The sequence below is a fragment of the Maritimibacter harenae genome (assembly GCF_009882975.1).
Taxonomy (GTDB): Bacteria; Pseudomonadota; Alphaproteobacteria; order Rhodobacterales; family Rhodobacteraceae; genus Maritimibacter; species Maritimibacter harenae.
On record NZ_WTUX01000006.1, the window covers coordinates 132,785 to 158,788 of the forward strand.

At 67.4% G+C, this 26,004-nt stretch carries 25 protein-coding genes; 10 read left to right on the forward strand and 15 right to left on the reverse strand.

Translation table 11 applies throughout. The annotated features are described in order from the left end of the window. Positions 1 to 168 precede the first annotated feature (168 nt). The 9 genes from gyrB to mutM all read right to left on the reverse strand — a co-directional run bounded on the left by gyrB (position 169) and on the right by mutM (position 10,716). Complete coding sequence (gene gyrB / locus GQE99_RS03090; RefSeq protein ID WP_161350115.1) at positions 169 to 2,586, reverse strand: DNA topoisomerase (ATP-hydrolyzing) subunit B; 2,418 nt, start codon at positions 2,584 to 2,586, stop codon at positions 169 to 171. A gap of 115 nt (positions 2,587 to 2,701) precedes the next feature. Continuing rightward, positions 2,702 to 3,322: a LysE family translocator gene (locus GQE99_RS03095; protein WP_161350116.1), complete on the reverse strand. Its 621-nt coding sequence runs from the start codon at positions 3,320 to 3,322 to the stop codon at positions 2,702 to 2,704. Continuing rightward, positions 3,319 to 4,434, reverse strand: coding sequence for a DNA replication/repair protein RecF (recF, locus tag GQE99_RS03100; RefSeq protein ID WP_161350117.1), 1,116 nt, complete (start codon positions 4,432 to 4,434; stop codon positions 3,319 to 3,321). Before recF ends, GQE99_RS03095 begins: the two co-directional genes overlap by 4 nt. Before the next feature lie 67 nt (positions 4,435 to 4,501). After that, on the reverse strand, positions 4,502 to 5,620 hold the full coding sequence (gene dnaN / locus GQE99_RS03105) for a DNA polymerase III subunit beta (RefSeq protein WP_161350118.1): 1,119 nt from the start codon (positions 5,618 to 5,620) through the stop codon (positions 4,502 to 4,504). A gap of 120 nt (positions 5,621 to 5,740) precedes the next feature. Beyond that, entirely contained in the window at positions 5,741 to 7,114 is a 1,374-nt protein-coding gene (dnaA, locus tag GQE99_RS03110) for a chromosomal replication initiator protein DnaA (protein WP_161350119.1), read from the reverse strand. Between the two features lie 546 nt (positions 7,115 to 7,660). Next, entirely contained in the window at positions 7,661 to 7,924 is a 264-nt protein-coding gene (rpsT, locus tag GQE99_RS03115; RefSeq protein WP_161350120.1) for a 30S ribosomal protein S20, read from the reverse strand. Between the two features lie 168 nt (positions 7,925 to 8,092). Next, positions 8,093 to 8,980 (reverse strand): NAD-dependent epimerase/dehydratase family protein, encoded by an 888-nt coding sequence (locus tag GQE99_RS03120; protein ID WP_161350121.1) that lies wholly within the window; start codon positions 8,978 to 8,980, stop codon positions 8,093 to 8,095. Positions 8,981 to 9,023: 43 nt separating this feature from the next. Further along, entirely contained in the window at positions 9,024 to 9,800 is a 777-nt protein-coding gene (locus tag GQE99_RS03125) for an enoyl-CoA hydratase (protein ID WP_161350122.1), read from the reverse strand. Between the two features lie 64 nt (positions 9,801 to 9,864). Further along, positions 9,865 to 10,716 carry a bifunctional DNA-formamidopyrimidine glycosylase/DNA-(apurinic or apyrimidinic site) lyase gene (gene mutM / locus GQE99_RS03130; RefSeq protein WP_161350123.1) on the reverse strand — a complete coding sequence of 284 codons (852 nt, stop codon included), beginning with the start codon at positions 10,714 to 10,716 and terminating at the stop codon, positions 9,865 to 9,867. Between the two features lie 188 nt (positions 10,717 to 10,904). On the opposite strand from mutM, the gene ubiE reads away from it, so the two are divergent. Then, on the forward strand, positions 10,905 to 11,654 hold the full coding sequence (ubiE, locus tag GQE99_RS03135; protein ID WP_161350124.1) for a bifunctional demethylmenaquinone methyltransferase/2-methoxy-6-polyprenyl-1,4-benzoquinol methylase UbiE: 750 nt from the start codon (positions 10,905 to 10,907) through the stop codon (positions 11,652 to 11,654). Further along, positions 11,654 to 13,183, forward strand: a complete 1,530-nt coding sequence (gene ubiB / locus GQE99_RS03140) for a 2-polyprenylphenol 6-hydroxylase (RefSeq protein WP_161350125.1) — start codon at positions 11,654 to 11,656, stop codon at positions 13,181 to 13,183. Before ubiE ends, ubiB begins: the two co-directional genes overlap by 1 nt. A gap of 5 nt (positions 13,184 to 13,188) precedes the next feature. Here the strand turns inward: ubiB and GQE99_RS03145 are convergent, their stop codons facing one another. Both GQE99_RS03145 and GQE99_RS03150 read right to left on the reverse strand, forming a co-directional pair. Next, positions 13,189 to 13,977, reverse strand: coding sequence for a phosphotransferase (locus GQE99_RS03145; RefSeq protein ID WP_161350126.1), 789 nt, complete (start codon positions 13,975 to 13,977; stop codon positions 13,189 to 13,191). Continuing rightward, a complete protein-coding gene (locus GQE99_RS03150) occupies positions 13,958 to 14,806 on the reverse strand; it encodes an LOG family protein (RefSeq protein ID WP_161350127.1) in 849 nt (282 codons plus the stop codon). Before GQE99_RS03150 ends, GQE99_RS03145 begins: the two co-directional genes overlap by 20 nt. 90 nt (positions 14,807 to 14,896) lie before the next feature. Here GQE99_RS03150 and dapD point away from each other — a divergent pair, with 90 nt between their 5' ends. Together dapD and GQE99_RS03160 are read left to right on the forward strand one after the other, a co-directional pair. After that, complete coding sequence (dapD, locus tag GQE99_RS03155; protein ID WP_161350128.1) at positions 14,897 to 15,724, forward strand: 2,3,4,5-tetrahydropyridine-2,6-dicarboxylate N-succinyltransferase; 828 nt, start codon at positions 14,897 to 14,899, stop codon at positions 15,722 to 15,724. A gap of 92 nt (positions 15,725 to 15,816) precedes the next feature. Continuing rightward, complete coding sequence (locus tag GQE99_RS03160) at positions 15,817 to 16,773, forward strand: calcium/sodium antiporter (protein WP_161350129.1); 957 nt, start codon at positions 15,817 to 15,819, stop codon at positions 16,771 to 16,773. On the opposite strand, the gene GQE99_RS03165 is transcribed toward GQE99_RS03160, so the two are convergent. After that, entirely contained in the window at positions 16,770 to 17,483 is a 714-nt protein-coding gene (locus GQE99_RS03165) for a DUF4336 domain-containing protein (protein ID WP_235917090.1), read from the reverse strand. The genes GQE99_RS03160 and GQE99_RS03165 overlap by 4 nt on opposite strands. Positions 17,484 to 17,577: 94 nt before the next feature. Here GQE99_RS03165 and GQE99_RS03170 point away from each other — a divergent pair, with 94 nt between their 5' ends. The 3 genes from GQE99_RS03170 to GQE99_RS03180 are packed head-to-tail and all read left to right on the forward strand — an operon-like array spanning position 17,578 to position 19,999. Next, positions 17,578 to 18,612, forward strand: coding sequence for a sodium:calcium antiporter (locus tag GQE99_RS03170; protein WP_161350130.1), 1,035 nt, complete (start codon positions 17,578 to 17,580; stop codon positions 18,610 to 18,612). 50 nt (positions 18,613 to 18,662) lie between these two features. Then, a complete protein-coding gene (locus GQE99_RS03175) occupies positions 18,663 to 18,998 on the forward strand; it encodes a hypothetical protein (RefSeq protein WP_161350131.1) in 336 nt (111 codons plus the stop codon). Then, positions 18,995 to 19,999 carry a TIGR00341 family protein gene (locus tag GQE99_RS03180; protein WP_161350132.1) on the forward strand — a complete coding sequence of 335 codons (1,005 nt, stop codon included), beginning with the start codon at positions 18,995 to 18,997 and terminating at the stop codon, positions 19,997 to 19,999. Before GQE99_RS03175 ends, GQE99_RS03180 begins: the two co-directional genes overlap by 4 nt. A 5-nt stretch (positions 20,000 to 20,004) precedes the next feature. Here GQE99_RS03180 and GQE99_RS03185 read toward each other — a convergent pair whose 3' ends face one another. Further along, positions 20,005 to 20,604, reverse strand: a complete 600-nt coding sequence (locus GQE99_RS03185) for a hypothetical protein (RefSeq protein ID WP_161350133.1) — start codon at positions 20,602 to 20,604, stop codon at positions 20,005 to 20,007. 156 nt (positions 20,605 to 20,760) lie between these two features. Here GQE99_RS03185 and dapE point away from each other — a divergent pair, with 156 nt between their 5' ends. The 3 genes from dapE to rnr all read left to right on the forward strand — a co-directional run bounded on the left by dapE (position 20,761) and on the right by rnr (position 24,918). Then, positions 20,761 to 21,918, forward strand: coding sequence for a succinyl-diaminopimelate desuccinylase (gene dapE / locus GQE99_RS03190; RefSeq protein ID WP_161350134.1), 1,158 nt, complete (start codon positions 20,761 to 20,763; stop codon positions 21,916 to 21,918). Between the two features lie 161 nt (positions 21,919 to 22,079). Further along, positions 22,080 to 22,631 carry a TIGR04282 family arsenosugar biosynthesis glycosyltransferase gene (locus GQE99_RS03195; RefSeq protein ID WP_235917091.1) on the forward strand — a complete coding sequence of 184 codons (552 nt, stop codon included), beginning with the start codon at positions 22,080 to 22,082 and terminating at the stop codon, positions 22,629 to 22,631. Positions 22,632 to 22,662: 31 nt separating this feature from the next. Further along, entirely contained in the window at positions 22,663 to 24,918 is a 2,256-nt protein-coding gene (rnr, locus tag GQE99_RS03200; RefSeq protein ID WP_161350136.1) for a ribonuclease R, read from the forward strand. Between the two features lie 4 nt (positions 24,919 to 24,922). Here rnr and rpe read toward each other — a convergent pair whose 3' ends face one another. Continuing rightward, complete coding sequence (gene rpe, locus GQE99_RS03205; protein ID WP_161350137.1) at positions 24,923 to 25,621, reverse strand: ribulose-phosphate 3-epimerase; 699 nt, start codon at positions 25,619 to 25,621, stop codon at positions 24,923 to 24,925. Between the two features lie 57 nt (positions 25,622 to 25,678). Beyond that, a complete protein-coding gene (locus tag GQE99_RS03210) occupies positions 25,679 to 26,002 on the reverse strand; it encodes a YciI family protein (RefSeq protein ID WP_161350138.1) in 324 nt (107 codons plus the stop codon). Positions 26,003 to 26,004 lie beyond the last annotated feature (2 nt).

Genomic DNA, 26,004 nt, shown 5'->3' on the forward strand with positions numbered 1-26,004 from the left:
GTAAGGTAAATGCGCTAGAGTCGTCAATATTTGCTGAATTTTTATTCAGTAAGTAAAGTATTTCGGACCCAACCGGCTCCGAATCAACGGTTCGAGTGCGCCAAGAAACGATGCACGCCGGGTCGAAGAACCCGGCGTGTCGCGGCGTCGTCCGTTTAGGCCAGCGCCTCAGAAGTCGAGGTTTTCCACCGACAGCGCGTTCTGCTGGATGAATTCCCGGCGCGGCTCGACCACGTCGCCCATCAGCTTGGTGAACAGGTCGTCCGCCTCGGCCAGGTCCTCGACCTTGACCTGCAGGAGCGTGCGCGCCTCGGGGTCGAGCGTGGTTTCCCACAGCTGGTCCGGGTTCATCTCGCCCAGCCCCTTGTAACGCTGCAGGGTCAGCCCCTTCTCGCCCTCTGCCAGGATCGCCTCGAGCAGGTCGGTCGGCCCGTAGATGATCTGTTCGCGCTCCTTGCGCACCAGCTTGGCGGGATCCTGGTAATAGGCCCGGCTGTCCTCGCTCACCTGGCTCAGGCGCCGCGCCTCGCCGGAGCGCAGGATGGCGCCGTCGAGCGTGCGGATCTCTTCCACCCCGCGCAGGATGCGCGACAGGCGGATGCCGTGGTCCTGGGTGATCCGGCCGGTCCAGCCGCGTTCGTATTCGACCGCCACCTGGTCAAGCTGCTGGGCCACCCGGTCCGCGACCGCCTGAAGGTCCGAATCCGCCGCCCCGGGGTCGAAGGCCCCGGCAAGTGCGGCCTGTTCCAGGATGTTGCGCGGGTAATGCGTCGGGAATGCGTCGAGCACGCGCTTGAACGACCGGGCGCCCTCGATGATGCGGGCGAGGTCCTGCCCCACGATCTCTTCCCCGGAAGCCAGGCGCAGGATCGCGCCCTCGATCCCCTGCTGGATCAGGTAATCCTCGAGCGCCGGAACGTCCTTGATGTAGACCTCCGACCGCCCGCGCGACACCTTGTAGAGCGGCGGCTGCGCAATGTAGAGGTACCCGCCCTCGATGATCTCGGGCATCTGGCGGTAGAAGAACGTGAGCAGCAGCGTACGGATGTGCGCGCCGTCCACGTCGGCGTCCGTCATGATGATGATCTTGTGGTAGCGCAGCTTCTCGATGTCGAACTCGTCACGCCCGATGCCGGTGCCCAGAGCGGTGATGAGCGTGCCCACCGTCTCCGACGACAGCATCCGGTCGAAGCGCGCGCGCTCGACGTTCAGGATCTTGCCGCGCAGGGGCAGCACCGCCTGGTTCTGGCGCGACCGGCCCTGCTTGGCCGACCCGCCGGCCGAGTCACCCTCGACGATGAAGAGCTCGCGCTTGCCCGGGTCCTTTTCCTGGCAATCCGCCAGCTTGCCCGGAAGGCTCGCCACGTCATGCGTCGCCTTCTTGCGCGTAAGCTCCCGCGCCTTGCGCGCGGCCTCGCGTGCCAGCGCCGCCTCGATGATCTTGCCGACGATCTGGCGCGCTTCGTTCGGGTGTTCCTCGAACCAGTCCGACAGGCGCTCGTTCATCAGGCCCTCGACCGCCGGGCGCACCTCGGAGGACACGAGCTTGTCCTTGGTCTGCGAGCTGAACTTGGGATCGGGCACCTTCACCGACAGCACGCAGGTCAGCCCCTCGCGCGCGTCGTCGCCGGTGAAGCTGACCTTCTCCTTCTTCGCCAGGCCCGATGAATTGGCGTAGAGGTTCATGGTCCGCGTCAGCGCGCCCCGGAACCCCGCGATGTGCGTGCCGCCGTCGCGCTGCGGAATGTTGTTGGTGAAGGGCAGAACCATTTCGTTGTAGCTGTCGTTCCACCACATCGCGACCTCGACGGTGATGCCGTCGCGCTCGCCCTCGATGAAGATCGGCTCCTCGATCATCGGCGTCTTGTGCCGGTCGAGGTACTTGACGAATTCCTTGACCCCGCCCTCGTAGTGAAGGTCGGCCTCCAGCGGCTCTGCCGGCCGTTCGTCGCGCAGGATGATGCGGACGCCGGAATTGAGAAAGGCAAGCTCGCGCAGCCGGTTCTCGAGCGTCTTGAAGTTGTAGTCGAGGTTCGAGAACGTGTCGGTCGAGGCGAGGAACCGCACCTCGGTCCCCGTTTCCCCCTCGGCATCCCCGATCACCTCGAGGTGTTTCGACGTCTCGCCGCGTTCGAACCGGGCCGAGTGCTTCTTGCCCTGCCGCCAGATCGTCAGCTCGAGCCAGTCGGAGAGAGCGTTCACCACCGAGACGCCCACGCCGTGCAGACCGCCCGACACCTTGTAGGAGTTCGAGTCGAACTTACCGCCCGCGTGCAGCTGGGTCATAATGACCTCCGCCGCCGAGACGCCCTCTTCGGTGTGCATGTCGACCGGGATGCCGCGTCCGTTGTCGCGCACCGAGACCGAATTGTCGCGGTGCAGCGTGACGCTCACGAAGTCCGCGTGACCCGCCAGCGCCTCGTCGATCCCGTTGTCCACGACCTCGTAGACCATGTGGTGCAGGCCGCTGCCGTCGTCGGTGTCCCCGATGTACATGCCGGGGCGTTTGCGGACCGCCTCCAACCCCTTGAGAACCTTGATGGAATCTGCGCCGTATTCAGCGTCTTTCTGCACGTCTTCGGCCATGAGAGCCTTCCTGTTTTTCTGTTGCCCGTTTGTAGCTTTTCCGGGGGGGAATGTCACGCGGATGACCCCATATTTGGTGGCCGCGGCACAGGGGCGCCCAAGGGCTCCGGACGGGTCAGGTGAACGGGATGATCGCGGCCACGACGATCAGCAGAAGCCCCGCCGCGATGTTGAGGCGCCGCAGCGCAGCAGGCGAGCTCAGGAGCGCGCGCAGCCGGTGGATGAAGGCCGCCATCACGATGTTGCCGAAGAGCGGCACGACCATCGACAACGCCACGATCACCGCGATGTCCGGCCACGTCAGCCCGCCCAGGTCGAAGAAGCCCGGCAGCATGCCCATGTAGAACAGGATCGCCTTGGGATTGGCGAGGATCACCGCGACCCCGGCCATGAACCCCGCCCACATGCCCGGCCGGGTCAGCCGGCTGTCCGCCGCGATCTGCTGGTCGGCATGGCGGATGATGGTCCACCCCAGCCAGAGGAAGAACCCGCTGGCCACGAACTTGAGGACCACCGTGACGCCCTCGAACTCGGTCGCGACCCAGCTCATGCCCAGGATCGCCAGGAGCGGCCAGAGCGCGTCCCCGATCGTCACGCCCAGCGCCAGCGGCCAGGCGGCATGAAAGCCCCCCGACATGGCCCGCGCGAGCAGCGCCATCCACACCGGGCCGGGCGTCAGGAACAGGACGAGAAGGGCGAAGGCATAGAGCCCCGCATCCGCAAGGGTCAGCGTCACGCCGCGACCTCCCGGATGACCGACTGCCCCGCCTCGTCGCGCACCTCGACATGCATGGCCCGCGCGCCGAGCTCTGTGAAAAGCTCGGGCCCCGTGCCCGTGAGGAACGCCTGCGCGCCCAGCGCGACGATCTCGTCGTAGAGCGCGGCGCGCCGGTCCGCGTCGAGATGGGCCGAGACCTCGTCGAGCAGCAGCATGGGCGGCGCCCCGAAGTCCTGCGCCAGCGCGCGGCCGTGGGCGAGGATCAGCGAGACGAGCAGCGCCTTCTGCTCCCCGGTCGAACACTCGCGCGCGGGCATCCCCTTGTCGGCATAGGTCGCGGCAAGGTCGGCCCGGTGCGGGCCCACCAGCGTGCGCCCGGCCATCAGGTCGCGCGGCCGGCTCTCGGCGAAGGCCGTGGCGAGTTCCGCCTCGCCCTCGGGCCCGATCTCCGCCCCCTCGGCATGCAGAAGCTGAAGCTCGGCGGCGGGAAAGGCGGTCTCGGCCGCCATCTGTGCCCCCACGATCAGCGCCACGGTGCGCGCCCGGTTTTCCTGGATCGCCGCCCCGGCGCGCGCCATCTGCGCCTCGAGCGCCCCGTACCAGTGCGCGTCCCTGTGCCCGTCCTTCAACAGCCGGTTGCGGTCGCGCATCGCCTTTTCATAGTTCAGCACGGCCTCGCCGTGCCCCGGCTCGAAGCTCATCGCCATCCGGTCGAGGAACTTGCGCCGTCCCTCGGCCCCCTCGACCCAGAGCCGGTCCATCACCGGGACGAGCCACGTCACCCGCGCGATCCGGCCCAAGGCCACCTGCGCGGCGGCCTTGCCGTCGATGGTCACCTGGCGTGACTGGCCCGGCTCGGCCCAGGTCTCGATCTCGTGGAGCTGGTCGCGCGATTGCAGAAGCCCGGTGATCTTCCAGCCCACTGACTCGGGTTTGCGCGCCATCTCGTCGGCGGACGCGCCACGCAAGCCCCGGCCGGGCGACACCAGGCTCACCGCCTCGAGGATGTTGGTCTTGCCCGCCCCGTTCGGCCCGAAGATCGCCACGGGCCGCCCGTCGAGCGCCAGTTCCGCGCGCCGGTGCGAGCGGAAATGCGACAGGGTGAGTTCACGCAGGAAAAGGCCCGTCATCCGCGCCCTTTCATCTTTCCGAAAATACGCTCGCCGAAGGCAAGCCGGTCACGGGGTGCGGGGGCCGTCACACGCGCATCGGCATCACGACGTAGACCGCGCTGGTGTCGTTGCCTTCGCGCATCAGGGTCGGGTCGCCGGAGGAGTTGAACAGGAACACCGCGTTCTCGCGGTCCACCTGGCTCGCGATCTCGAGCAGGTACTTCGCGTTGAACCCGATTTCCATCGGGTCCGCGCCATAGGCGACGATCAGTTCTTCCTCTGCCGCGCCCGCGTCCGGCGCGTTGACGGACAGGGTGAGCTTGTCCTCGCCCAGCGACAGCTTCACGGCGCGCGAACGCTCCGAGGACACCGTTGCCACGCGATCGACCGCCTTGGCGAACTCGCTCGCGTCCACTTCCATCTTCTTGGAATTGCCCTGCGGGATGACGCGCGTGTAGTCCGGGAAGGTCCCGTCGATCACCTTGGAGGTGAGCGTGATGTCGGGCGTCGCGAAGCGCACCTTGGTTTCGCCGACCGACACCGCGATCTGCATGTCGTCGTCTTCCAGGAGCTTGCGAAGTTCGCCCACGGTCTTGCGCGGCACGATCACGCCCGGCATGTCCTCGGCCCCGGCCGGAAGGTCGGCGTCGATCCGGGCCAGACGGTGCCCGTCCGTCGCCACGCAGCGCAGCACCTTGCCGTCCTCGCCGTCGGCCACATGCATGTAGACGCCGTTGAGGTAATACCGCGTCTCTTCCGTGGAAATCGCGAATTTCGACTTGTCGAACAGGCGGCGCAGGACCGGCGCGGGCGCCGAGAAATTCGCGGCGTATTCCGACGTGGTCATCACCGGGAAGTCTTCTTTCGGCAGCGTCGCCAGCGAGAAGTTCGAGCGCCCGGCCTCGACCGTCAGCCGGCCCGAGGTGCCGTCGTCGGCAAGGCTCACCATTGCCCCGTCCGGCAGCTTGCGCACGATCTCGTGCAGCGTCACGGCGCTGACCGTGGTCGCCCCGGCGCGTTCCACCATCGCCGGCGCCTTGTCCACGACCTCGATATCGAGGTCGGTGGCCCGGAAGCTGACCGTATCCCCTTCGGCCTCGATCAGGACGTTGGCCAGGATCGGAATGGTGTTGCGGCGTTCGACGACCGATTGCGCCTGTCCGACTGCCTTGAGCAGCACGGCGCGTTCGACGGAAATCTTCATGTCCCACTCCCGGATTTACGTGGGCCGATGAGGCCCCGGGACGGCGACATTACCCGGTTCCCCGCCCGTCTCAAGTTTTTTTGCACTGTCTGTGGGAATACGGGGGGCGTCAAGTGCCCCCTAGTGCTCCAGAGCCTTGCGCAGAAGGTCCACATCCTCGGCCATCTGCGTGTCGGCATTCACCAGTTCCTCGACCCGCTTCACGGCGTGCATGACGGTCGAGTGATCGCGCCCGCCGAAGCGACGCCCGATATCGGGGTAGGAGCGCGTCGTGAGGTCCTTGGAGAGCTTCATCGCCACCTGGCGCGGCCGCGCGATCGAGCGCAGGCGCTTCGGACCGATCAGGTCGGACAGGCGGATGCCGTAGTGCTCGGCCACCTTGCGCTGGATCTCTTCCACCGTGACCTTGCGGTCCGACGCGCGCAGCACGTCCGTCAGGCATTCCTGCGCGCGCTCCAGCGTGATCTCTCCGCCGACGAGCGACGCGAAGGCGAAGAGCCGCATCAACGCCCCTTCCAGCACGCGGACGTTGGTCGAAATACGGTGCGCGAGGAATTCGAGCACGCCATCGGCGATCGTCAGGTCCGGGTACTGCGTGCGGTAGGCCGAGACCTTGGACTGGAGCACGCCCAGGCGCAGCTCGTAATCGGTCGGGTGCAGGTCCACCACCAGCCCGCATTGCAGGCGGCTCTTGATCCGCTCCTCGAGATCCTTGATCTCACCCGGCGCGCGGTCGGCGGAGATGATGATCTGCTTGTTCTGGTCCACGAGCGCGTTGAACGTGTGGAAGAACTCTTCCTGCGTGCTGTCCTTGCCCGCGATGAACTGAACGTCATCGACCATCAGCACGTCGACCGAGCGGAAGAGGTGCTTGAAATCCATCATCGCCTTGTCGCGCAGCGCCTGGACGAAGCGGTACATGAACTGTTCGGCCGACAGGTAGACGACGCGCAGCTCCGGGTTCCGCTCCTGCATCTCGTGCGCAATGGCGTGCATCAGGTGCGTCTTGCCCAGCCCCACGCCGCCGTAGAGGAACAGCGGGTTGAACGTGACCGGCCCGCCCTCGGCCACGCGGCGCGCGGCGGCATGGGCCAGTTCGTTGGGCTTGCCGACAACGAAGCTGTCGAAGGTGAAGCGCGGGTCGAGCGGCGCGCCCGGCAGATCGTCCCCGCCGGTGCGGGCCGGGCGGGCGTTGCCGTTGGCCGAGACCGCGGGCGTGGCATCCGTGGCCGCCGCACGCGGCTGGCCCGAGGAACGGGGCACGACGAACTCGAGGCGGGACACGCTCGCCCCGACCGTCTTCATGTGCTGGAGGATCTGCTCGCCGAAGTTGCGCTGCACCCAGTTGCCCATGAAGTTCGTGGGCACGAGGAAGGTGGCGACACCGCCATCGAGGTCAGCGAATTCGAGCGGCTCGATCCAGTTCCGGTAGTTGTTCTGTCCCACCGATTGTTCAAGCCGTTCACGAACCTGTCCCCACATGCTGTCTGCCATCTCTTCTCTGCCTGCTTCATGTCATTTCCCGCGGAACCGCGGCCCGGGCACTGATGTGCCCGACAAGTTTGCAACCAGGTGCTGACACGACTGCAGCGCGGGCCATGATGGTCCGACGCGAAATACCAACGCATAGAGAACCTGTTCGGTGTGTACCGCAGGCCCCGGATACGTCCGGCATAAACCGAAGGCTTCCCCTTAGATCTTCTAAGATCCCCTCGGTGCGAAATCCGGGGATCCCCACCCCCTTCTTCCGCTCTGTCCCAAGTCAGCGACGCGAGTCGCAAGACAGAAGATAGGAGGGGCGACGTGAGAGTCGCAACTGTTCTTAGAGCTTGACTCTAACAACGGGTAAAAGAATCCAGCGCCGCTTTCACTAATGCAATGAAGCAAGGGAAATCCGGACCCCGGGCGAATCGTCGGACCGGGTCGGGGCACGGTCCCGGGCGCCCTGTCGTGACCGAAACAACACGAACAAACCGGAACGAAAAAACGCGGCCCCGAGGGACCGCGTTTCGTCATTCATGACCTTGCGTGAGGTCGGGCTCAGCCCAGCGCCTTCACGCGCGAGGACAGGCGCGACATCTTGCGCGCCGCGGTGTTCTTGTGGAACACGCCCTTCGACACGCCGCGCATCAGCTCCGGCTGGCATTCCTTGAGCGCAGCCTGGGCGGCGTCCTTGTCGCCGGAAGCGATGGCTTCCTCGACCTTGCGCAGGTAGGTGCGGATGCGCGAACGGCGGGCTTTGTTGACGGCAAAGCGGCGCTCGTTCTGACGGGCGCGTTTCTTGGACTGGGGCGAATTCGCCATGGTGATCTTCCCTTCGTCGGGTGCGTTTCAATGTCTGTAGCGTGATCAAAACGACCCGACCGGGTTCTCTACCGGCTGATTCCGACCTTGGCGGGTCTCACACGCATGTAGCGGCGGCGTATATGGGGTTTTTCGGGACTTGTGAACCCCTTTAATGCAGGGCCGCGCCTACCCGTCGATCTGGTCGCGCCAGCCATGCTTGGGCGCGAACCCGACGAGCCGCCGGGCCTTCGCGTTGGAATAGAAGCTCTCGTATTCCCCCATCTCCCGCGTGACCGGTACGCCGTCGTAGAACCGTGCTGCCACCTCGGCCGACGGCATGCCGACCGAGCTGTCGTCGTTGGCCACGTTGAACACCTCGTAGCCCAGCCCGTCGGTCTTCAGGCAGCAGTCGACCATGTGGCCCAGGTCGCGCGCATCGATGTAGGCGAAGATGTTGCGCCGGCGCAGGGCCGGGTCCTTCACGAACGCCGGGAAGTCGCGGGCGTATTCGTGCGGCTCGATCACGTTGTTGATGCGCAGCCCGTAGATGTCGACGCCCGAGCGCGCCTGGAAACTGCGCGCGGTCGCTTCGTTCACGACCTTGGACATGGCGTAGCTGTCCTCGGGCACCGTCGGGTGGTCTTCGTCCACGGGGATGTAGTCCGGCTTGCGCTCGCCCTGCGCGAAACAGATGCCGTAGGTGGTTTCGGACGAAGCGAAGACGATCTTGCGGATGCCCAGGCGGACCGCAGCGTCGATGATGTTGTAGGTGCCCAGAGTGTTGACCCGGAAACATTCGTTGTCCGAGGTCATGAGGATGCGCGGGATCGCCGCGAAATGCACCACGGCGTCGAAGGACGGCGGGCGCGGCGCGTCGAGCTCGTCGAAACCCGCGAGGCTGGTCATCGTGTCGTGAACCTGCCCGGCGTCGGTGATGTCCACGATCCGGTTCTCGACCCCCGGCAGATCGAGCGGCACCTTGTCCACGTTCAGGACGCGGTGCCCCTGCGCCAGCAGGTGCTCGATCGCGTGACGCCCGGCCTTGCCGGAGCCCCCGGTGAACAGAACGCGCATGACTTGCCCTCCTCCTGGCGGACCGGCCGCAGGTGGTCCGGCCCTACTTGTCGCGGAACTGCGGCTCGCGCTTCTCGATGAAGGCCGCCATGCCTTCCTTCTGGTCGGCGGTGGCGAACATCGAGTGGAACACGCGACGCTCGAACAGGATCGCCTCGGTCAGCGGCATCTGGTCGGCGCGGTGCACCGCTTCCTTGATCGCCATGACGCTGATCATGCTCTTCTCCGCGATCTTCTTCGCGGCCGAGGTCGCCTCGTCGATGAGCTTCTTGCAGGGCACCACGCGGCTGACCAGCCCGGCGCGCTCCGCCTCTTCGGCCTCCATGAAGCGGCCCGTCAGGTTCATGTCCATCGACTTCGCCCGGCCCACGAGCCGCGTGAGCCGCTGGGTGCCGCCCATGCCGGCCATCACGCCGAGGTTCACCTCCGGCTGGCCGAACTTCGCGGTGTCCGAGGCGATGATGAAATCGCACATCATGGCCAGCTCGCAGCCCCCGCCCAGCGCATAACCGGACACGGCCGCGATGATCGGCTTGCGGATGCGCATGATCGCATCCTCTTCGGGGGTGAACAGGTCGCCGGCGAAGACATCGGCGAAGCTCTTGTCCGACATCATCTTGATGTCGGCCCCGGCGGCGAACGCCTTTTCCGACCCGGTGATGACGAAGCAGCGCACCTTGTCGTTCTTCTGGCCCTCGGCCAGCGCCTCACCCAGCTCCTTGAGCAGTTCGAGGTTGAGCGCGTTGAGCGCGTCAGGACGGTTCAGGCGGATCGTGCAGACATGGTCGTCCACGTCCACGATGATGTTGTCATAAGCCATGTCTGCGGGAACCCCTTCCAGTGCTTCCGCTCATGCCTATGCGAGTCTCGCTTCGGGCTTCAAGTCATCTTTGACAGCGCGGGCAATAGAACGACGAGCGGCCCGATTGCACGATCCGCGCGATTTTGCCCTGACATTCCGGTGTTTTGCACGGATGTCCCTCGCGGTCGTAGACCCGGAAGGTGTGTTGAAAATACCCCAGCTCGCCATCCGCCTGCCGGTAGTCGCGCAGGGACGATCCCCCGGCCGCGATCGCCTCGTTCAGCACGTCGCGGATGATCGGGACCAGCGACGCGATCCGCGCGGACGAGATGCGGCCGGCCTTGCGTGCCGGGTGGATGCGGGCGCGGTAGAGCGCTTCGCAGACATAGATGTTGCCCAGCCCCGCCACGACCCTCTGGTCGAGAAGCGCCGACTTGATCGGCGTGTTGCGGCCCTTGAGACGCGCGACGAGGTATTCCTCGTTGAACGCATTGCCCAAAGGCTCGGGCCCCAGCGCGGCGATCAGGGGGTGAAGCTCTCCGGTGCCGGTGGTGAACAGGTCCATCGCCCCGAAGCGGCGCGGGTCGTTCAGCGTCACGCGCGCCCCGCCCTCGAAATCGAGCACCACGTGGTCGTGCTTCTCCGGCGCCGGGTGCGCGTGGTGGAATTCGCCGATCTGCGCGCCGGAAATCAGGACGCGGCCCGACATCCCCAGGTGCAGAAGCACCGTTTCGCCGGTGTCGAGATCCCCCAGGATGTATTTCGAGCGCCGCCGCAGCCCCAGCACCCGAGCGCCGGTCAGCCGCTCGGCCATGCGCTCGGGGAAAGGCCAGCGCAGCCCCTCGCGACGCACGTCGGCGTTGAGGATCCGTTTGCCTGTCATCACGGGCTCGAGCCCGCGCCGCACCGTTTCGACTTCGGGAAGTTCGGGCATCTGTCGCCTGCACCTGCTTCAAGAGATCGGCCCCGGGGCCGCCCCGGCTATATAGGCCCGGTCGCGGTGGGACGCCATCCTCGGGTGCCCCGCCTGCCGTTGACCCGCCCTTCCCCCTGCGACGTATAGGTGTTTGTTTCTCGCCCTAGGTGCGTATATCTGCAAGCTGACGAAAAGAGGCGATCCGCATGACCGACGCGAAGAAGACCACCCATTTCGGCTACCGGACGGTGGACGAAGACCAGAAGGCGGGCATGGTCCACGGCGTGTTCACCAATGTCGCGTCGAAATACGACGTCATGAACGACGTCATGTCGATGGGCATCCACCGCGTCTGGAAGGACGCGATGATGGACTGGCTCGCCCCCCGCCCCGGTCAGAAGCTTCTCGACGTGGCCGGCGGCACCGGCGACGTGGCCTTCCGCTTCCTCGGCCGCGCGCCCGGCGCCCATGCGACGGTCTGCGACATGACCGAATCCATGCTGGTCGAGGGCCGCAAGCGCGCCGAGGCGGCCCAGATGGCCGGCAGCCTCGAATGGGTCGTGGGCGACGCGATGGCGCTGCCGTTCGACGACAACAGCTTCGACGTCTACACGATCAGCTTCGGCATCCGGAACGTCACCCGCATCGCGGACGCGCTGGCTGAAGCCTACCGCGTGCTGAAACCCGGCGGGCGGCTCATGGTGCTGGAGTTCAGCCAGATCCCGAACGACATGATGCAGAAGGTCTATGACCTCTATTCCTTCAACATCATTCCCCGCATGGGGCAGGTGATCGCAAACGACCGCGACAGTTACCAGTACCTCGTCGAATCGATCCGCCGGTTCCCCGACCAGGAGACCTTCGCCGCGATGATCCGCGACGCGGGGTTCGAACAGGTGAAATACCGCAACCTGACGATGGGCATCGCGGCGCTGCACTCCGGCTGGAAGATCTGATGCGCGGACCGATCAACATCTGGCGCCTGATCCGCACCGGCGCGACCTTCGCACGCACGGGCGCTCTGGGTGAAATCCTGCACGCCATGAACGCCCCGCCGCTGGTCAAGGTGACGACGCGCACGGTCAGCTGGACCTTCGCCTGGCTGGGCAAGCGGGGCGACCCGAACATGCCACCGGTCACCCGCGCGATCACCGCGCTGGGACCGGCCTACGTGAAGTTCGGCCAGATCCTGTCGACGCGCCCCGACGTGGTCGGCACCGAGATGGCCGAGCAGCTGCGCTACCTGCAGGACAAGCTCGACCCGTTCCCCACCGCCGTGGCGCGCCGCACGGTCGCCGCCGAGCTGGGGATCGACGTGGACGCGGTGTTCTCGGAATTCTCCGATTCGGTCGCCGCCGCCTCGATCGCGCAGGTCCACAAGGCGCGGCTGCGCGACACGGGCGAGCTCGTGGCGGTCAAGGTCCTGCGCCCGCGGATCGAACGCGCCTTCCGCACGGACCTCGACGCGTTCCACTTCGCCGCGAAGTTCATCGAGCTGCTCCTGCCCTCGACACGCCGCCTGCGCCCGCAGGACGTGGTCGGGCATTTCGAACACACGGTTCTGGGCGAGCTCGACCTGCGGCAGGAGGCCGCCTCGGCCTCGGAGTTCGCGGAAAACACGCAGAACGACCCGCAATTCGTCGTCCCCACGATCCATTGGAGCCTTAGCTCCCGCCGGGTCATGACGATGGACTGGGCCGACGGCACGCCGGCCAACGAGCTGGAGAAACTCAAGTCGTCGAACCTCGACCTCGAGAACCTGGGCAACCGGGTGCTCCAGCTCTTCCTCAGCCACGCCCTGCGCGACGGGCTGTTTCACGGCGACATGCACCAGGGGAACCTCAAGTTCACCGACAGCGGCGAAATCGTCGCGCTCGACTTCGGCATCATGGGCCGGATCGACGAATACACCCGCCGCGTCTATGCCGAGATCCTCTATGGCTTCATCCAGCGCGACTACAAGCGCGTGGCCGAGGTCCACTTCGAGGCGGGATACGTCCCCGCCGACAAGGATGTCGAGGAATTCGCCACCGCCCTGCGCGCGGTCGGCGAGCCGATCTTCGGAATGGACGCGAGCCGCATCTCGATGGGCCGGCTTCTGGCCTACCTTTTCGAGGTGACCGAGCGTTTCGGGATGCAGACGCGCACCGAGCTGATCCTGCTGCAACGCACGATGGTCATCGTCGAAGGGGTCGCGCGGTCGCTGAACCCGCACATGAACATCTGGGAAATCGGGCGGCCGGTCGTCGAGGATTACATCAAGAACGCCATCGGCCCGAAGGCGGTGATGAACGACCTGCTCACGACCGCGCGCGTGTTGTCGCGCTTCGGCCCGCGCCTGCCCGGCCTGGCCGAGGCCGCGCTCATCAACCAGTCGCGCGAACCGCGCGAAAGCGACCGGGCCCGCCCGCTGCGCGCGATGGGTTACGTCGCGCTGGGCGGCGCGCTCACGCTGGCCGCGGTGATGATCGAAGCGCTGCTCTGAGGCGATCAGGTTTCGAGCCGGGCGGCCCGCGCGTAACCGTCATCCCCGCGCGCCGCGCGCCAGCGGCAGTAACCGCGCATCCGGGCGGCATAGAGCGGGCGCAGCGCCCGGTAGCGCTCCGCGACCTCCGTGTCACCATAGGCCGCGAGGAAGTCGTCCACCTCCGCCTCGCGCAGGGGCCGGTTGCCCGAGATCACCTGCATCGCGGGCGACAGGAACACCGCGATGTCATCGCAGGCATCCCCCACCGCCGGGCATTGCCAATCGATGAACGTCACGCCGTCATCGGAGACCAGCGCATTGGCCGCCGTCGCATCCCCGTGGATGAAGACAGGCCGCGCGCGCGGCATGTCGGCGGGCACGTCCGGCACCTCTTCGCCAAGCGCGCGGGTCTGGCGCGCCAGCGCGTCCTTGCCCATCGTATTCTCCGGCAGGCCCTCGGGCGGCTCCATCGCGTGCAGGCGGACGAGCGTTTCGGCGACGCGGGCCACACCGTCCTCGGGAACCCAGCCGCGCCCGTCGGCCAGCCGGTAGACCAGGCTTTCGGACCCGGCCGCCACGAAGGCAGGGGCGAGCCCGGTGCCCTCCAGTGCACGCAGCGCAATGCGCTCGGCCGCGGGATCGTTGCGAAAGAGCGGCGTGTCGCCCCCGGGGCGATAGAGCTTCACCACGCGCTCGCCCACCTGCCACAACAGGTTCGTGTTGCCCCCGGTGAGCGGCACCCACCGGACGAGCGGATCGACCGCCCCGCGCTTTTCCCAGAATCGGATCAGCTCAGCGTCCGGGGATGACACGGCGCTTCTGGCCCTTCTCTTCCCAGTTCTCCATCGCCTCGATCGCCTCGGCGGCGGTGTCGACATAGCGAAACAGCTTCAGGTCGTCGGGCGAGATCGTCCCGGCATCCTCGAGCGCGGCCCAATTGATGATCCGGTCCCAGAATTCGCGCCCGAACAGCAGGATCGGGATCTGCTTCATCCGGCCCGTCTGGATCAGCGTCAGGCTCTCGAACAGCTCGTCGAGCGTGCCGAACCCGCCGGGGAACACGGCGATCGCCTCGGCCCGCATCAGGAAGTGCATCTTGCGGATCGCGAAGTAGTGGAAGTTGAAGCACAGCTCGGGCGTCACGAATTCGTTCGGTGCCTGCTCGTGCGGGAGCACGATGTTGAGCCCGATGCACTTGCCCCCGGCATCCGCGGCCCCGCGGCTGCCCGCCTCCATCACGCCGGGACCACCGCCGGTGACCACGACCTTTTCGAGCTCGGGCGTCTTCAGGCCCTCGACCGTCAGGAGCCGCGCGAATTCCCGCGCCTCGTCGTAGTAGCGCGACAGGTCGCGCAGCGTTTCGGTCCGCGCGCTGTTCTTTTCGTAGGGCGCGGGAATGCGCGCGCCTCCGAACATGACGACCGTCGATTTGATGCCCGCCTCGTTCATCGCCATCTCGGGCTTCAGCAGTTCAAGCTGAAGACGCACCGGTCGAAGCTCTTCGCGTTGCAGGAAGTCCGGGTCGTCGAAGGCCAGCGCGTAGGTCGGGCTGCGCGTCTGCGGCGTGTCCGGGATGTGATGGCTCGCCTGCCGGTCCTCGGAACTGTCCCGGAACGGATGGGCGCGGCTCTGTTCTGTCATGCTCGTCCTCTCTGCCACGTTGCGCGGGGCGCGTTGCGCCTTTATAGCCGTCGCGATCGAAGACGTAACACGGGATTTCTGGGAGACACCATGTCGAACGCCGCATTGGAAACCGCCATCGAAGCCGCCTGGGAGGCGCGCGACACGATCAACCCGTCCACCGGGGGGGAAACCCGCGAAGCGATCGAGGACACGCTGAACGCGCTCGACAGCGGCCAGCTCCGCGTGGCCGAACGCGGCGAGGACGGCAACTGGACCGTCAACCAGTGGGCCAAGAAGGCGGTACTGCTGGGCTTCCGCATCAAGGACATGGAAATCCATCCGGGCGGCCCGCAGGGCGGCGGCTGGTGGGACAAGGTGGACAGCAAGTTCGCCGGCTGGGGTGAGAACGCCTGGCGCGAGGCCGGCTTCCGCGCCGTGCCCAACTGCGTCGTGCGCAAGTCCGCCTACATCGCCCCCGGCGTCGTGCTCATGCCGTCCTTCGTGAACCTTGGTGCATACGTCGACGAGGGCACGATGGTCGACACCTGGGCCACCGTCGGCTCCTGCGCCCAGATCGGCAAGGGCGTGCACCTGTCGGGCGGCGTCGGGATCGGCGGCGTGCTGGAACCGATGCAGGCCGGCCCCACGATCATCGAGGACAACTGCTTCATCGGCGCACGCTCGGAAGTGGTAGAGGGCGTCATCGTGCGCGAGGGCTCGGTGCTTGGCATGGGCGTCTATATCGGCCAGTCCACCAAGATCGTCGACCGCGAAACCGGCGAGGTCTTCATGGGCGAAGTGCCGCCCTACTCGGTCGTCGTCTCGGGCTCCATGCCGTCGAGTGGCGGGGTGAACCTCTACTGCGCCGTGATCGTGAAGCGCGTGGACGCGAAGACCCGTTCCAAGACCGGGATCAACGAGCTCCTGCGCGACTGATCCGGCGCGAAATCCCCGGCAACGGGGCTTGAATCGGCCAATGTCATGGCCATCTCCCACCAGCACGAGACCCGTGTTGGTGGGATTTTTTCATGACGGACATCCTTTTCGTGATCCTCGGCCTTGGGGGCCTGATCCTTGGCGGCGAAATGCTCGTGCGTGGCGCGGTTTCGGTCGCCGAACGCGCGGGGCTGTCGCCGATGGTGATCGGCCTCACGCTCGTGGGCTTCGGCACATCCGCCCCCGAACTCGTCACCTCGCTCCAGGCCGCGCTCGCCGGGTCGCCCGGCATCGCCGTGGGCAACGTGGTCGGCTCGAACATCGGCAACATCCTGTTGATCCTTGGCCTCGCCGCGATCCTGAAGCCGGTCCTGATCGACGCCAAAGCGCTGCGCCGTGACGGCACGGTGCTGGTCGTTGCAAGCCTCGTCATGCTGGCCGCCGTGCTCACCGGCGCGATCGGGCGGCTCGCGGGTCTGGGTCTCTTCGCGCTGCTCGTCGCCTACCTCGTCGGCACGCTGCTGGTCGAACGCCGGCGCAAGACGGCCGCCGGCGCCGTCTACGAAGCCGAAGCGGAGGCGGTGCCGCCCGTGTCCCTGAGCCTGCCCGTCGCGCTCGGCACCACCCTGGCCGGGCTCGTCATCACGATCCTCGCCGCCCGCGCGCTGGTCTTCGGCGCTGTCGGGATCGCGCAGGCGGCCGGGCTGTCGGAGACCCTCATCGGCCTCACCATCGTCGCCATCGGCACCTCGATGCCCGAACTCGTCACCGCCGTGATCGCCGTGCGAAAGGGCCAGGGCGACGTGGCCTTCGGCAACGTGGTCGGCTCCAACATCTTCAACATCCTGGGCATCCTCGGCGTCACCGCGATGGTGCATCCGCTCGCCATCCCGCCCGAGATCATCCAGCTCGACATCTGGGTCATGCTCGCCGCCACCGCCGCGATGCTGATTTTCGCGGTGACCGGCTGGCGCGTGTCGCGGCGCGAAGGCGGGCTCTTCCTGCTCGCTTACGCCGCCTACCTCGGCGTTCTGATCGCCGGGATCTAGTCGTCGAGCCAGGCGAAGGCGCGCCGGAGAAGCGCGTTGCCGTCGGTCGTGACCGGCGCCCCATGCGCCACGACCACCGCCCGGGCGCGCCAGGCGAGAATGCGGCGCACCGCGGTGCGCGCGGCCTCCTTGTCCTGGAACGCCACGCGGAACTTGCGCGGCACGGCGGGCTCCAGCCCGACCATGCCATCCATCCGCGCGACCAGCGCCCGCCAGCCGCGAAACCACCCGACGGGCAGTTGTTGCAACAGGTCGGCGACCAGCACCGTGCGCGACGGTTGGTGGAAGAACACCACCTCGGTGGTGATGCGATTGCCGTCCACCCGCACCTGCTGAATCACGTCGGCCCAGGCCGGGTCCGGCGTCCGGCCCAGCGTGATGTCGACGCTCAGGTCGTCCCGCTTCTCTGCCAACCCCGGCGCGGCGGCGACCTGCGCCTCGGGATAGGCCTCGACCCAGTCGGACAGGAAGACGTGATGCAGGTGGTTGGGCGCAACGAGAAAACGCACCGGGCCGAGGTTGTCGATCTTCCACTTGAGCTGATGGTCGAGCGCAACGGGCGACCAGATCCACAGCCCGCCATCAGGCAGCCGGATCACCGCCATGCGGGTCGGGTAGCGAAAGCCCATCGCGGCGACCACGGCCGGCCCGTTGGCCAGCCAGATCCCCTCGGCGAATTCCTCGAGCATGGCGTCCCCGCGCTGCCGCATCGCAGAAAGCCTAGGCCCGCGCGGAGTCCTTCGCAAGGGATGGCGCGGCGGTCCACCCGGGGAACAGAAGCCTCCCCGCGGGGTTGACCCCGAGATGTTCGAGTCTCTCGCCACCATCCCGCTTTTCGCGGTCTTCGCCGTCGCCGGTCTTGTCGTGATCGCGGCCTCGATACGCGCGACCAAGCTGGCCGATACCATCGCCGACCGCACCCACATGGGCGAGGCGATGGCCGGCGGCGTCGTCCTTGGCGGGGCCACCTCGCTGTCGGGCGTGGTGGTGTCCGTGACGGGCGCGTGGTCGGGTGACGCGAGCTTCGCCTTCTCGAACGCGGTCGGAGGGATCGCCGCCCAGACCCTGTTCCTGGCCCTGGCCGACCTGATCTACCGAAAGGCGAACCTCGAACACGCGGCGGCGGAGCCCGCGAACATGTTCCAGGCGGTGATGCTCCTGATCCTGCTCAGCATGCCCATCGCGGCCATGGCGGGGCCGGATGTCGCCTATTTCGGCATCCACCCGGCGTCGGTCGTGCTGTTCCTTGCCTATCTCTGGGGCGTGCGCCTCTCGACCAGCGTGCGCGAGCGGCCGATGTGGGAGCCCGTCGAGACCAACGAAACCCGGCATGACGAGCCCGAGGACGCGGACGAATCCGATCGTTCCCCGCGCGGGCCGATCCTTGTCTTCGCGGGCCTCGTGGCGCTGATGGGTGCGGCCGGTTGGGTCATCTCGAACGTCGGGTCGCAATTCATCGACCGTTACGGTCTGACCTCGTCACTGGTCGGTTCGCTCATCACCGCCGTCGTCACCTCCCTGCCCGAGCTCGTGACCACGCTCGTCGCCGTGCGCCGGGGTGCCCTGCAACTTGCCGTGGGCGGCATCATCGGCGGCAACACCTTCGACACGCTGTTCCTCGTCTTTTCCGACGTGGCCTACCGCGACGGGTCGCTGTTCCACGCGGTCGGGATGCAGGACCTCTACTGGCTCGCCACCGGCATGCTGATGACCGCCATCCTGCTGGGCGGGCTCATCCTGCGCCAGAAACAGGGGCCCGCGCGGATCGGCATCGAAAGCGCCCTGATGATCACGTTCTACGGCCTCGCCGTGGCCGTCGAGGTCTTTGCCCGCGCTTGACTTTGCCGCGCCCGCGCCGCACCCCTTTGCGGCAAACAGGAGCGCATGTCATGGCCGAGAAGAAACCCAAGCGGCAACAGGTCTTCACCCTGCTGGTGGAAGTCGGCCGCAAGGACGGCGACGGGCTGCCGGAGACGGCCACCGGCGCCGCGCTGGTCTGCTACGCCTCGGGCGTGGACGAGGCCGAGGCGGTGCGCGAAACCGTCGCGATCCTGAAACAGGCCGAATTGGCGCCGCTGGACGTGTCGGGCTACGGCACGCTGGACGAGCGGCTGGACGAGGGCCACGACATCCCGGACGAGGAACGCGCGCTCATGGAGCGCGCCCTGGCAGAGAACGCGGTGATCGTCGCCCAGATGACCCCCTTCTACGAAGACGCCGAATGAGCGACCGGCTGATCCAGATCGTGGCGCGCAAGGAAGACGTGCCCACGATCACGGACTGCCTCGAGGATCTCAAGGACGAGAACTGGTACTGCTTCCCCGCCGGCGAAGGCGACCGGCAGGTCATCATCGCCGCCCTCGACCACGTCGACATGCAGGAGGTGCTCGACCGCATCGCCGAGGCGATGGACGGGCGCGAAGGGTGGACCCTGCACGCGCTGCCGACCGAGGCGAGCCTGCCGGAAGTCACCGACGAGGAAGAGAAGGAACGCATCGCGCAGGCCGAGAACGCCAATTCGCGCGAAGAGATCTATGCCGACATCCGGCGCGGAACGGCGCTGACCGTCGATTACCTGATCAAGATCGGACTCGCGACCGTGGTGGCGGCCATCGGGCTGTTGCAGGACGAGATCGCGGTGGTGATCGGCGCGATGGTGATCGCGCCCCTCCTGGGCCCGATCCTCGCCTTTTCCTTCGCCACCACGCTGGGCACCGTGCCCCTGATGCTGGTCGCCCTGCGCGCGTTGGGGGCCGGGCTGGGCGTCGGCGTTCTGGCGGCGGTGGCGCTCGGGTTCGTCGTGCCGTTCAACGGTGAAAGCTCGATCATGGCCTACGACGGGTCGCTGTCGCTGATGACCGTGGCGCTGCCACTGGCCTCGGGGGCCGCCGCTGCGCTGATGGTGGCGGGTGGCCAGACCTCGGCGCTCGTCGGGGTGATGGTGGCGGCCGCGCTCCTGCCCCCGCTGGCGGCGATGGGTCTTCTGATCGGGGACGGATCCTACGTCGAGGCGACCCGCGCCTTCGCGACCGTGGTCATCAACGTCGCCGCGATCAACCTGGCCGCGCTCGTGGTGTTCCGCCTCAAGGGCATCCGCCCGCGCAATTGGGACACGGAAGATCGCAGGACCTCCATCCTCGGATCCTACGCCGCCTCGGTCATCGTGCTTCTGGCTCTGGGGCTGGCGGTCTACATCGCCGAGACGGGCTGGCTCTTCTTCGACTAAGGCCCTCAGCCTCCCGGAACGAGTTCCGTGTCGAAGCTCTGCGGAAGCTCGGCGGCGAGCACCGGGTCGAACATCACGGTGAGCGGTATGACAAGCCGCGCGGCGGTGCCGTCCCCGAGAATCTCGCCATTGGTCGACACGATCTCGTCCCCAATCACGGTCAGCGTCATCGCGTGCCCCGCCAGCGCCTCGCCGAACATGGCGGCGACCTGTTGGCGCTCTTCCTCGGGCGGCAGGTCCTCGGTCATTTCGGAGAGGTCGAAGGACACGGAGATGTTGCCGTTGTCCAGCTCGCGGATCTCCACGCCTTCCCCGATGCCGAGATCGTTCTCCGGATCATCCATCGCGGCCAGAAGGTCGTCGAGCGTGCGCGTGTCACCCATCGTGCAGGTGAAGCTGCCGTCGGAGTTCACGCTTCCCTCGCCGTCCTCGCAGGGATCCTCGCCCATGCCCTGGGTCAGGTCGTAGACCTCGGGATCCATCGTCATGACCGCGTCCAACCGCACGGCGGACGTGTCCGTGAAATCCGCCGTCACGTCGGCGTCGAAGCAGCCCGCGAGCGGCAGGACAGCGGCGAGGGCGAGGCCCATTGACGTGCGGCGCATGGCAAGTCTCCCGTCAACCAGTGGGGTTTACCCTGTCACCGGCCCCGGGGACTGTCCACAAGGCCGCACCGCACCGGCAGGTCTTCGCGCGCCCGGCCGCGTTGCGGGCCGTCCGGCGCGCGTGTATCTCTGCCGAAACGGCAAAGAAGGCATCCCATGGCACATACGGACCCGGTCGAGATCACGCGGCGGCTGATCGAATGCCCCTCGGTGACACCAGAGGAAGGCGGCGCGCTCGTCTACCTCGCGGACCTGCTGGAACAGGCGGGCTTCACCTGCACGCGCGTGGACCGGGGCGAGGTGGCCAACCTCTTCGCCCGGATCGGGCCGAAGGGCGCGGCGCGCACGCTGGGCTTCAACGGGCACACCGACGTGGTGCCGGTGGGCGACACCGGCGCCTGGACCGTGCAGCCCTTCGGGGCCGAGGAGAAGGACGGGTTCCTGTGGGGCCGGGGCGCGACCGACATGAAATCCGGCGTCGCCGCCTGGGTCGCCGCCGCGATCGACGCGGCCGCCGACCTGCCCCCCGACACCGCGCTGATCCTCGCCATCACCGGGGACGAGGAAGGGCCGGCCGAGGACGGCACGCGCGCGCTTCTCGACTGGATGGCCCAGAACGGGGAGGCGATGGATGCCTGCATCGTGGGCGAACCCACCTGCCCCAACCATCCCGGCGAGATGATGAAGATTGGCCGGCGCGGGTCGCTCAACGCGTTCTTCACCGCGCGCGGTGTGCAGGGGCACGCCGCCTATCCCCACCGGGCGCGCAACCCGGTCCCGGCGCTGGCCCGCCTGATGGCGCGGCTGAACGATCACGTGCTGGACGAGGGCACGGCCCATTTCGACCCCTCCACGCTCGCCGTGACGACGATCGACGTGGGCAACCCGGCGACCAACGTGATCCCGGCCGAGGCGCGCGCGACGGTCAACATCCGTTTCAACGACGCCCACAGCCCGGACGGGCTGATCGCCTGGCTCGAGGAAGAGGCAGCGCGCGTGGGCGGCGAGACGGGGATCGAGATCGACCTGTCGGTGAAGGTCTCAGGCGACAGCTTCGTGACCCCGCCGGGCGATCTGTCCGCGCTGGTGGCCGAGGCCGTGGAGGCCGAGACGGGCATCCGGCCGGAAATGTCGACCTCGGGCGGCACGTCGGATGCGCGGTTCGTCAAGGACCACTGCCCGGTCGTGGAATACGGGCTGGTCGGCAAGACGATGCACCAGGTGGACGAACGGGTCGAGACCGCCCAGATCGGGCAACTCAAGGCCGTCTACCGGCGGATCATCGACGGCTACCTGGGCGCCTATCGTGGTTAAGGAAGGGTAAGCGGCCGCGTGTCGCGCTTTCGATAATCTCCTGAATCCAAGGAATCTTCCCCGCGATGCCGCTTTCCCGTGAAAACCAGTTTTCCGGAAAACCGGTTTTCCGGAAAAGTGAAAATCGCGACCGGCGCAGACCCGCGGCGACCCTCGTCATAATGGTGAAGGAGCCGCGCCCGGGCCGGGTCAAGACACGCCTCGCCGCCGACATCGGCCCCCTGCCCGCCGCGCTCTGGATGCGGCGCCGGCTGGCCCGACTCGTGCAAGACCTCAGCGCCCCGCACTGGACCACGTGCCTCGCCGTCGCGCCGGACCGGGCGCTGCACTCCGGCCTTCTGCCCGCTGCACCGCGCATGCCCCAGGGCACCGGCGACCTGGGCCACCGCATGGCGCGCGCCCTCAAGGCCGCACCGCGCGGACCGGTGCTCGTGATCGGGGCCGACATCCCCGGCATCACCCGCGCCCATGTCCGCGACGCTTTCCGGCAGATTGCCCGCCATGGGGCCGTCATCGGTCCCGCACGCGACGGCGGTTACTGGGCCGTGGGGCTCGACACCCGCCGACCGGTGCCCCGTGACCTGTTCCACGGCACCCGCTGGTCCACGGAACACGCGCTGGCCGATACGCTCGCCACGCTCCCCGCCCCGGTCCTCCTCCCCGTGCTCGATGACGTCGACACCGCCGCCGACCTCGCACGACTTTCCGACTGACGCGCCCGGTGCCGCGTGATACGCGGGTCACATGGCACGTATTCCCTCCAAGGACGAAATCCTCGACTGGATTTCCGAGAACCCGACCCAGACCTCGAAACGCGACATCGCCCGCGCCTTCGGGATCAAGGGGGCCGACCGGATCGATCTCAAGCGCGTGCTCAAGGAGCTGGAAGAGGACGGGCACCTCGAGAAGCGCAAGAAGACCTACCGGGACCCGGACAAGCTCCCGCCCGTGTCGGTGCTCGAAGTGTCCGAGATCACGGTCGACGGCGACATCTTCCTCAACCCGCTGGAGTGGCAGGGCACCGGCCCCGCCCCCGGCGTGCTCTTCGTCGCCAAGCAGGGCGACCCGGCGCTCAAGGCGGGCGATCGCCTGCTGTGCCGGATGACCGAGGTCGAGGCGGACGATCACGCCTACGAAGCGCGGCTGATCCGGCGCATCGGGCAGAACGCGCGGCGCATCCTCGGTATCTTCCGCAAGGGCCACGAGGGCGGGCGCATCGTGCCGATCGACAAGGGCGCCGACAAGGAATGGGAGGTGCCGGCGGGCGCCACCGACGGCGCGCAGGACGGCGAACTGGTCGAGGCGAGCCAATCGGGGCCCAAGGGCCGCATGGGCCTGCCCAAGGCCAAGATCGTCGCGCGGCTTGGCGACCCGACCGCGCCGCGCGCCGTCTCCCTGATCGCGATCCACCAGCACGGCATCCCGGACGAATTCCCGGACGAGGTCATCGCGGAAGCCGACCGGATGAAGCCCGCCGGGCTCAAGGGGCGCGAAGACCTGCGCCACCTGCCGATGATCACCATCGACCCGTCGGACGCGCGCGACCATGACGACGCGGTCTATGCCCACCCGGACGAGAACCCGGCCAACCCCGACGGGCACGTCATCTGGGTCGCCATCGCGGACGTCGCCCACTACGTCACCCCGGGCTCCGCGCTCGACCGCGAAGCGCGCAAGCGGGGCAATTCAAGCTATTTCCCGGACCGCGTCGTGCCGATGCTGCCCGACCGCCTGTCTGGCGATCTCTGCTCTCTCCACGAAGGCGTGCCGCGCGCGGTGATCGCTGCACGCATGGTGATCGGTGCGGACGGTGAGAAACGCAGCCATTCCTTCATCCGCGGCATGATCAAGTCGCGCGCCTCGCTGAGCTACGGCGAGGTGCAGGCGGCCCAGGACGGCAATCCGAACGACCGTGTCGCGCCCTGGATGGACGAGGTGATCACCCCGCTCTACGACGCCTACTACGCCCTGCGCCGCGCGCGGGAGGCGCGCCAGCCGCTCGACCTCGACCTGCCGGAACGCAAGATCGTGCTGTCGGACGCGGGCGAAGTGGAAAGCGTGCGCATCGCGGAGCGCTTCGACGCCCACCGCCTGATCGAAGAAATGATGGTGTTGGCCAACGTGGCCGCCGCCGAAGAGCTCGACCGGCTGGGCCGCCCGCTGCTCTACCGCGTGCACGAGGAACCTTCGCCGGAGAAACTCGAGGCGCTGCGCGAGGTGGCGCAGGCGTCCGGCTTCACGCTCGCCAAGGGCCAGGTGCTCAAGACCCGCCACCTCAACCAGCTTCTGAGCCAGGCGGAGGGGAGCGAGTTCGACGAGCTCATCAACATGTCCACCCTGCGCTCGATGACCCAGGCCTATTACTTCCCGCAGAATTTTGGGCACTTCGGGCTCGCGCTGAAGCACTACGCGCATTTCACGTCGCCGATCCGGCGCTACTCGGACCTGATCGTGCACCGCGCCCTGATCTCGGGCCACCAATGGGGCGACGACGGACTGAGCCGGGAGGACATCGACCAGCTCGAGGCGACGGCGACCCACATCTCGCAGACCGAACGCCGCTCGATGGAAGCCGAGCGCGACACGACCGACCGCTACCTCGCCGCGTTCCTGTCGGACCGGGTGGGCAGCGAGCTGACCGGGCGCATCGCCGGGGTGCAGCGCTTCGGCATCTTCGTGCGACTGGACGAGACGGGCGCCGACGGGCTGGTCCCGGTCGCCAGCATCGGGGCGGAATATTTCCGTTACGACGAGCGGGAACAGACGCTACGCGGGGAACGCTCCGGCACGACGCTGTCGGTGGGGCAGAACGTGCTCGTTCGTCTGGCCGAGGCCGTACCGGTCACCGGGGGCCTGATGTTCGACCTGCTGGAAGTGGAGGGGGAGCCCATCAAGAGCTCCCCGCGCGGCCGTTCCGGCAAGCCCGGGCGTCGCAAACCCGGACAGGCCGCGCGCAAGAACGCCAAGACCCGGAAAAAGGTCCGCCGGACCCGGAAATAACGGCTCAGGCCGCCTGGCCGACCGCGACCTGCGCCGCGGTGCGGATCGTCGAGATGTTCTTGCCGTAGACGTCCGGCGCGCTGACCGAACCGCCCTTGAACACCGCCGACCCGGCCACCAGAACGTCGGCCCCGGCCGCGGCGACCTTGGGCGCGGTGGTCGCGTCGACGCCGCCGTCGATCTCGATATGCACCGGGCGGTCCCCGATCATCGCACGCAGGCGGCGCACCTTGTCGGTCAGGTCGATGAACTTCTGGCCGCCGAAGCCCGGGTTCACGGTCATGACGCAGACGAGGTCCGCGAGGTCCAGCAGGTGCTCGACCGCCTCGGCCGGTGTGCCCGGGTTCAGCGCCACACCCGCCTTCATCCCGGCGGCCCGGATCGCCTGAAGCGTGCGGTGCGTGTGCGGGCCCGCCTCGACATGCGCGGTCAGGATGTCCGCCCCGGCCTCGGCATAGGCGTCGATGTAGGGGTCGACCGGCGTGATCATGAGGTGCACGTCCATCACCGTCTTCACGTGGGGGCGGAACGCCTTCACCGCCGGCGGGCCGAACGTGAGGTTCGGCACGAAATGACCGTCCATCACGTCCACGTGGACCCAGTCGGCGCCCTGCGCCTCGATGGCCTGGATCTCCTGCCCGAAGTTGGCGAAATCGGCGGAGAGGATCGACGGGGCGATCTTGATGGTGCGGTCAAAGCTCATGGTGGCCTCCTGGGGTGTCTGCGCCTGCACATAACCTCAGCCGGGGCCGGGGTCCAGTCAGCCCAGCGGCGGGCTCATCCGGTCGGCGATCCGATGCGCCTGGAACCCGTCGGCCAGGCGGATGAGCCGCAGGTCGGCGACCACGCCCTCGGTGTAGAATGGGTCGCCCTCGGCGAAGGCGCGGGCCTTCTCCTCGTTCTCGGCTTCCAGCACGCCCCAATGGCCGACGGCGTTGCCCTCCATGTCCCAGGTGGCCGAACCGATCAGGACCGAACACAGGCCCTCGCCCCCGGAGGTGACCCAGTCGCGGTGCGTCGGGCGCAGCCGGTCACGGGCGTCGTCCTGGTCGGCGTGGTGGATGTTTTCCATAAGAAAGAACATGG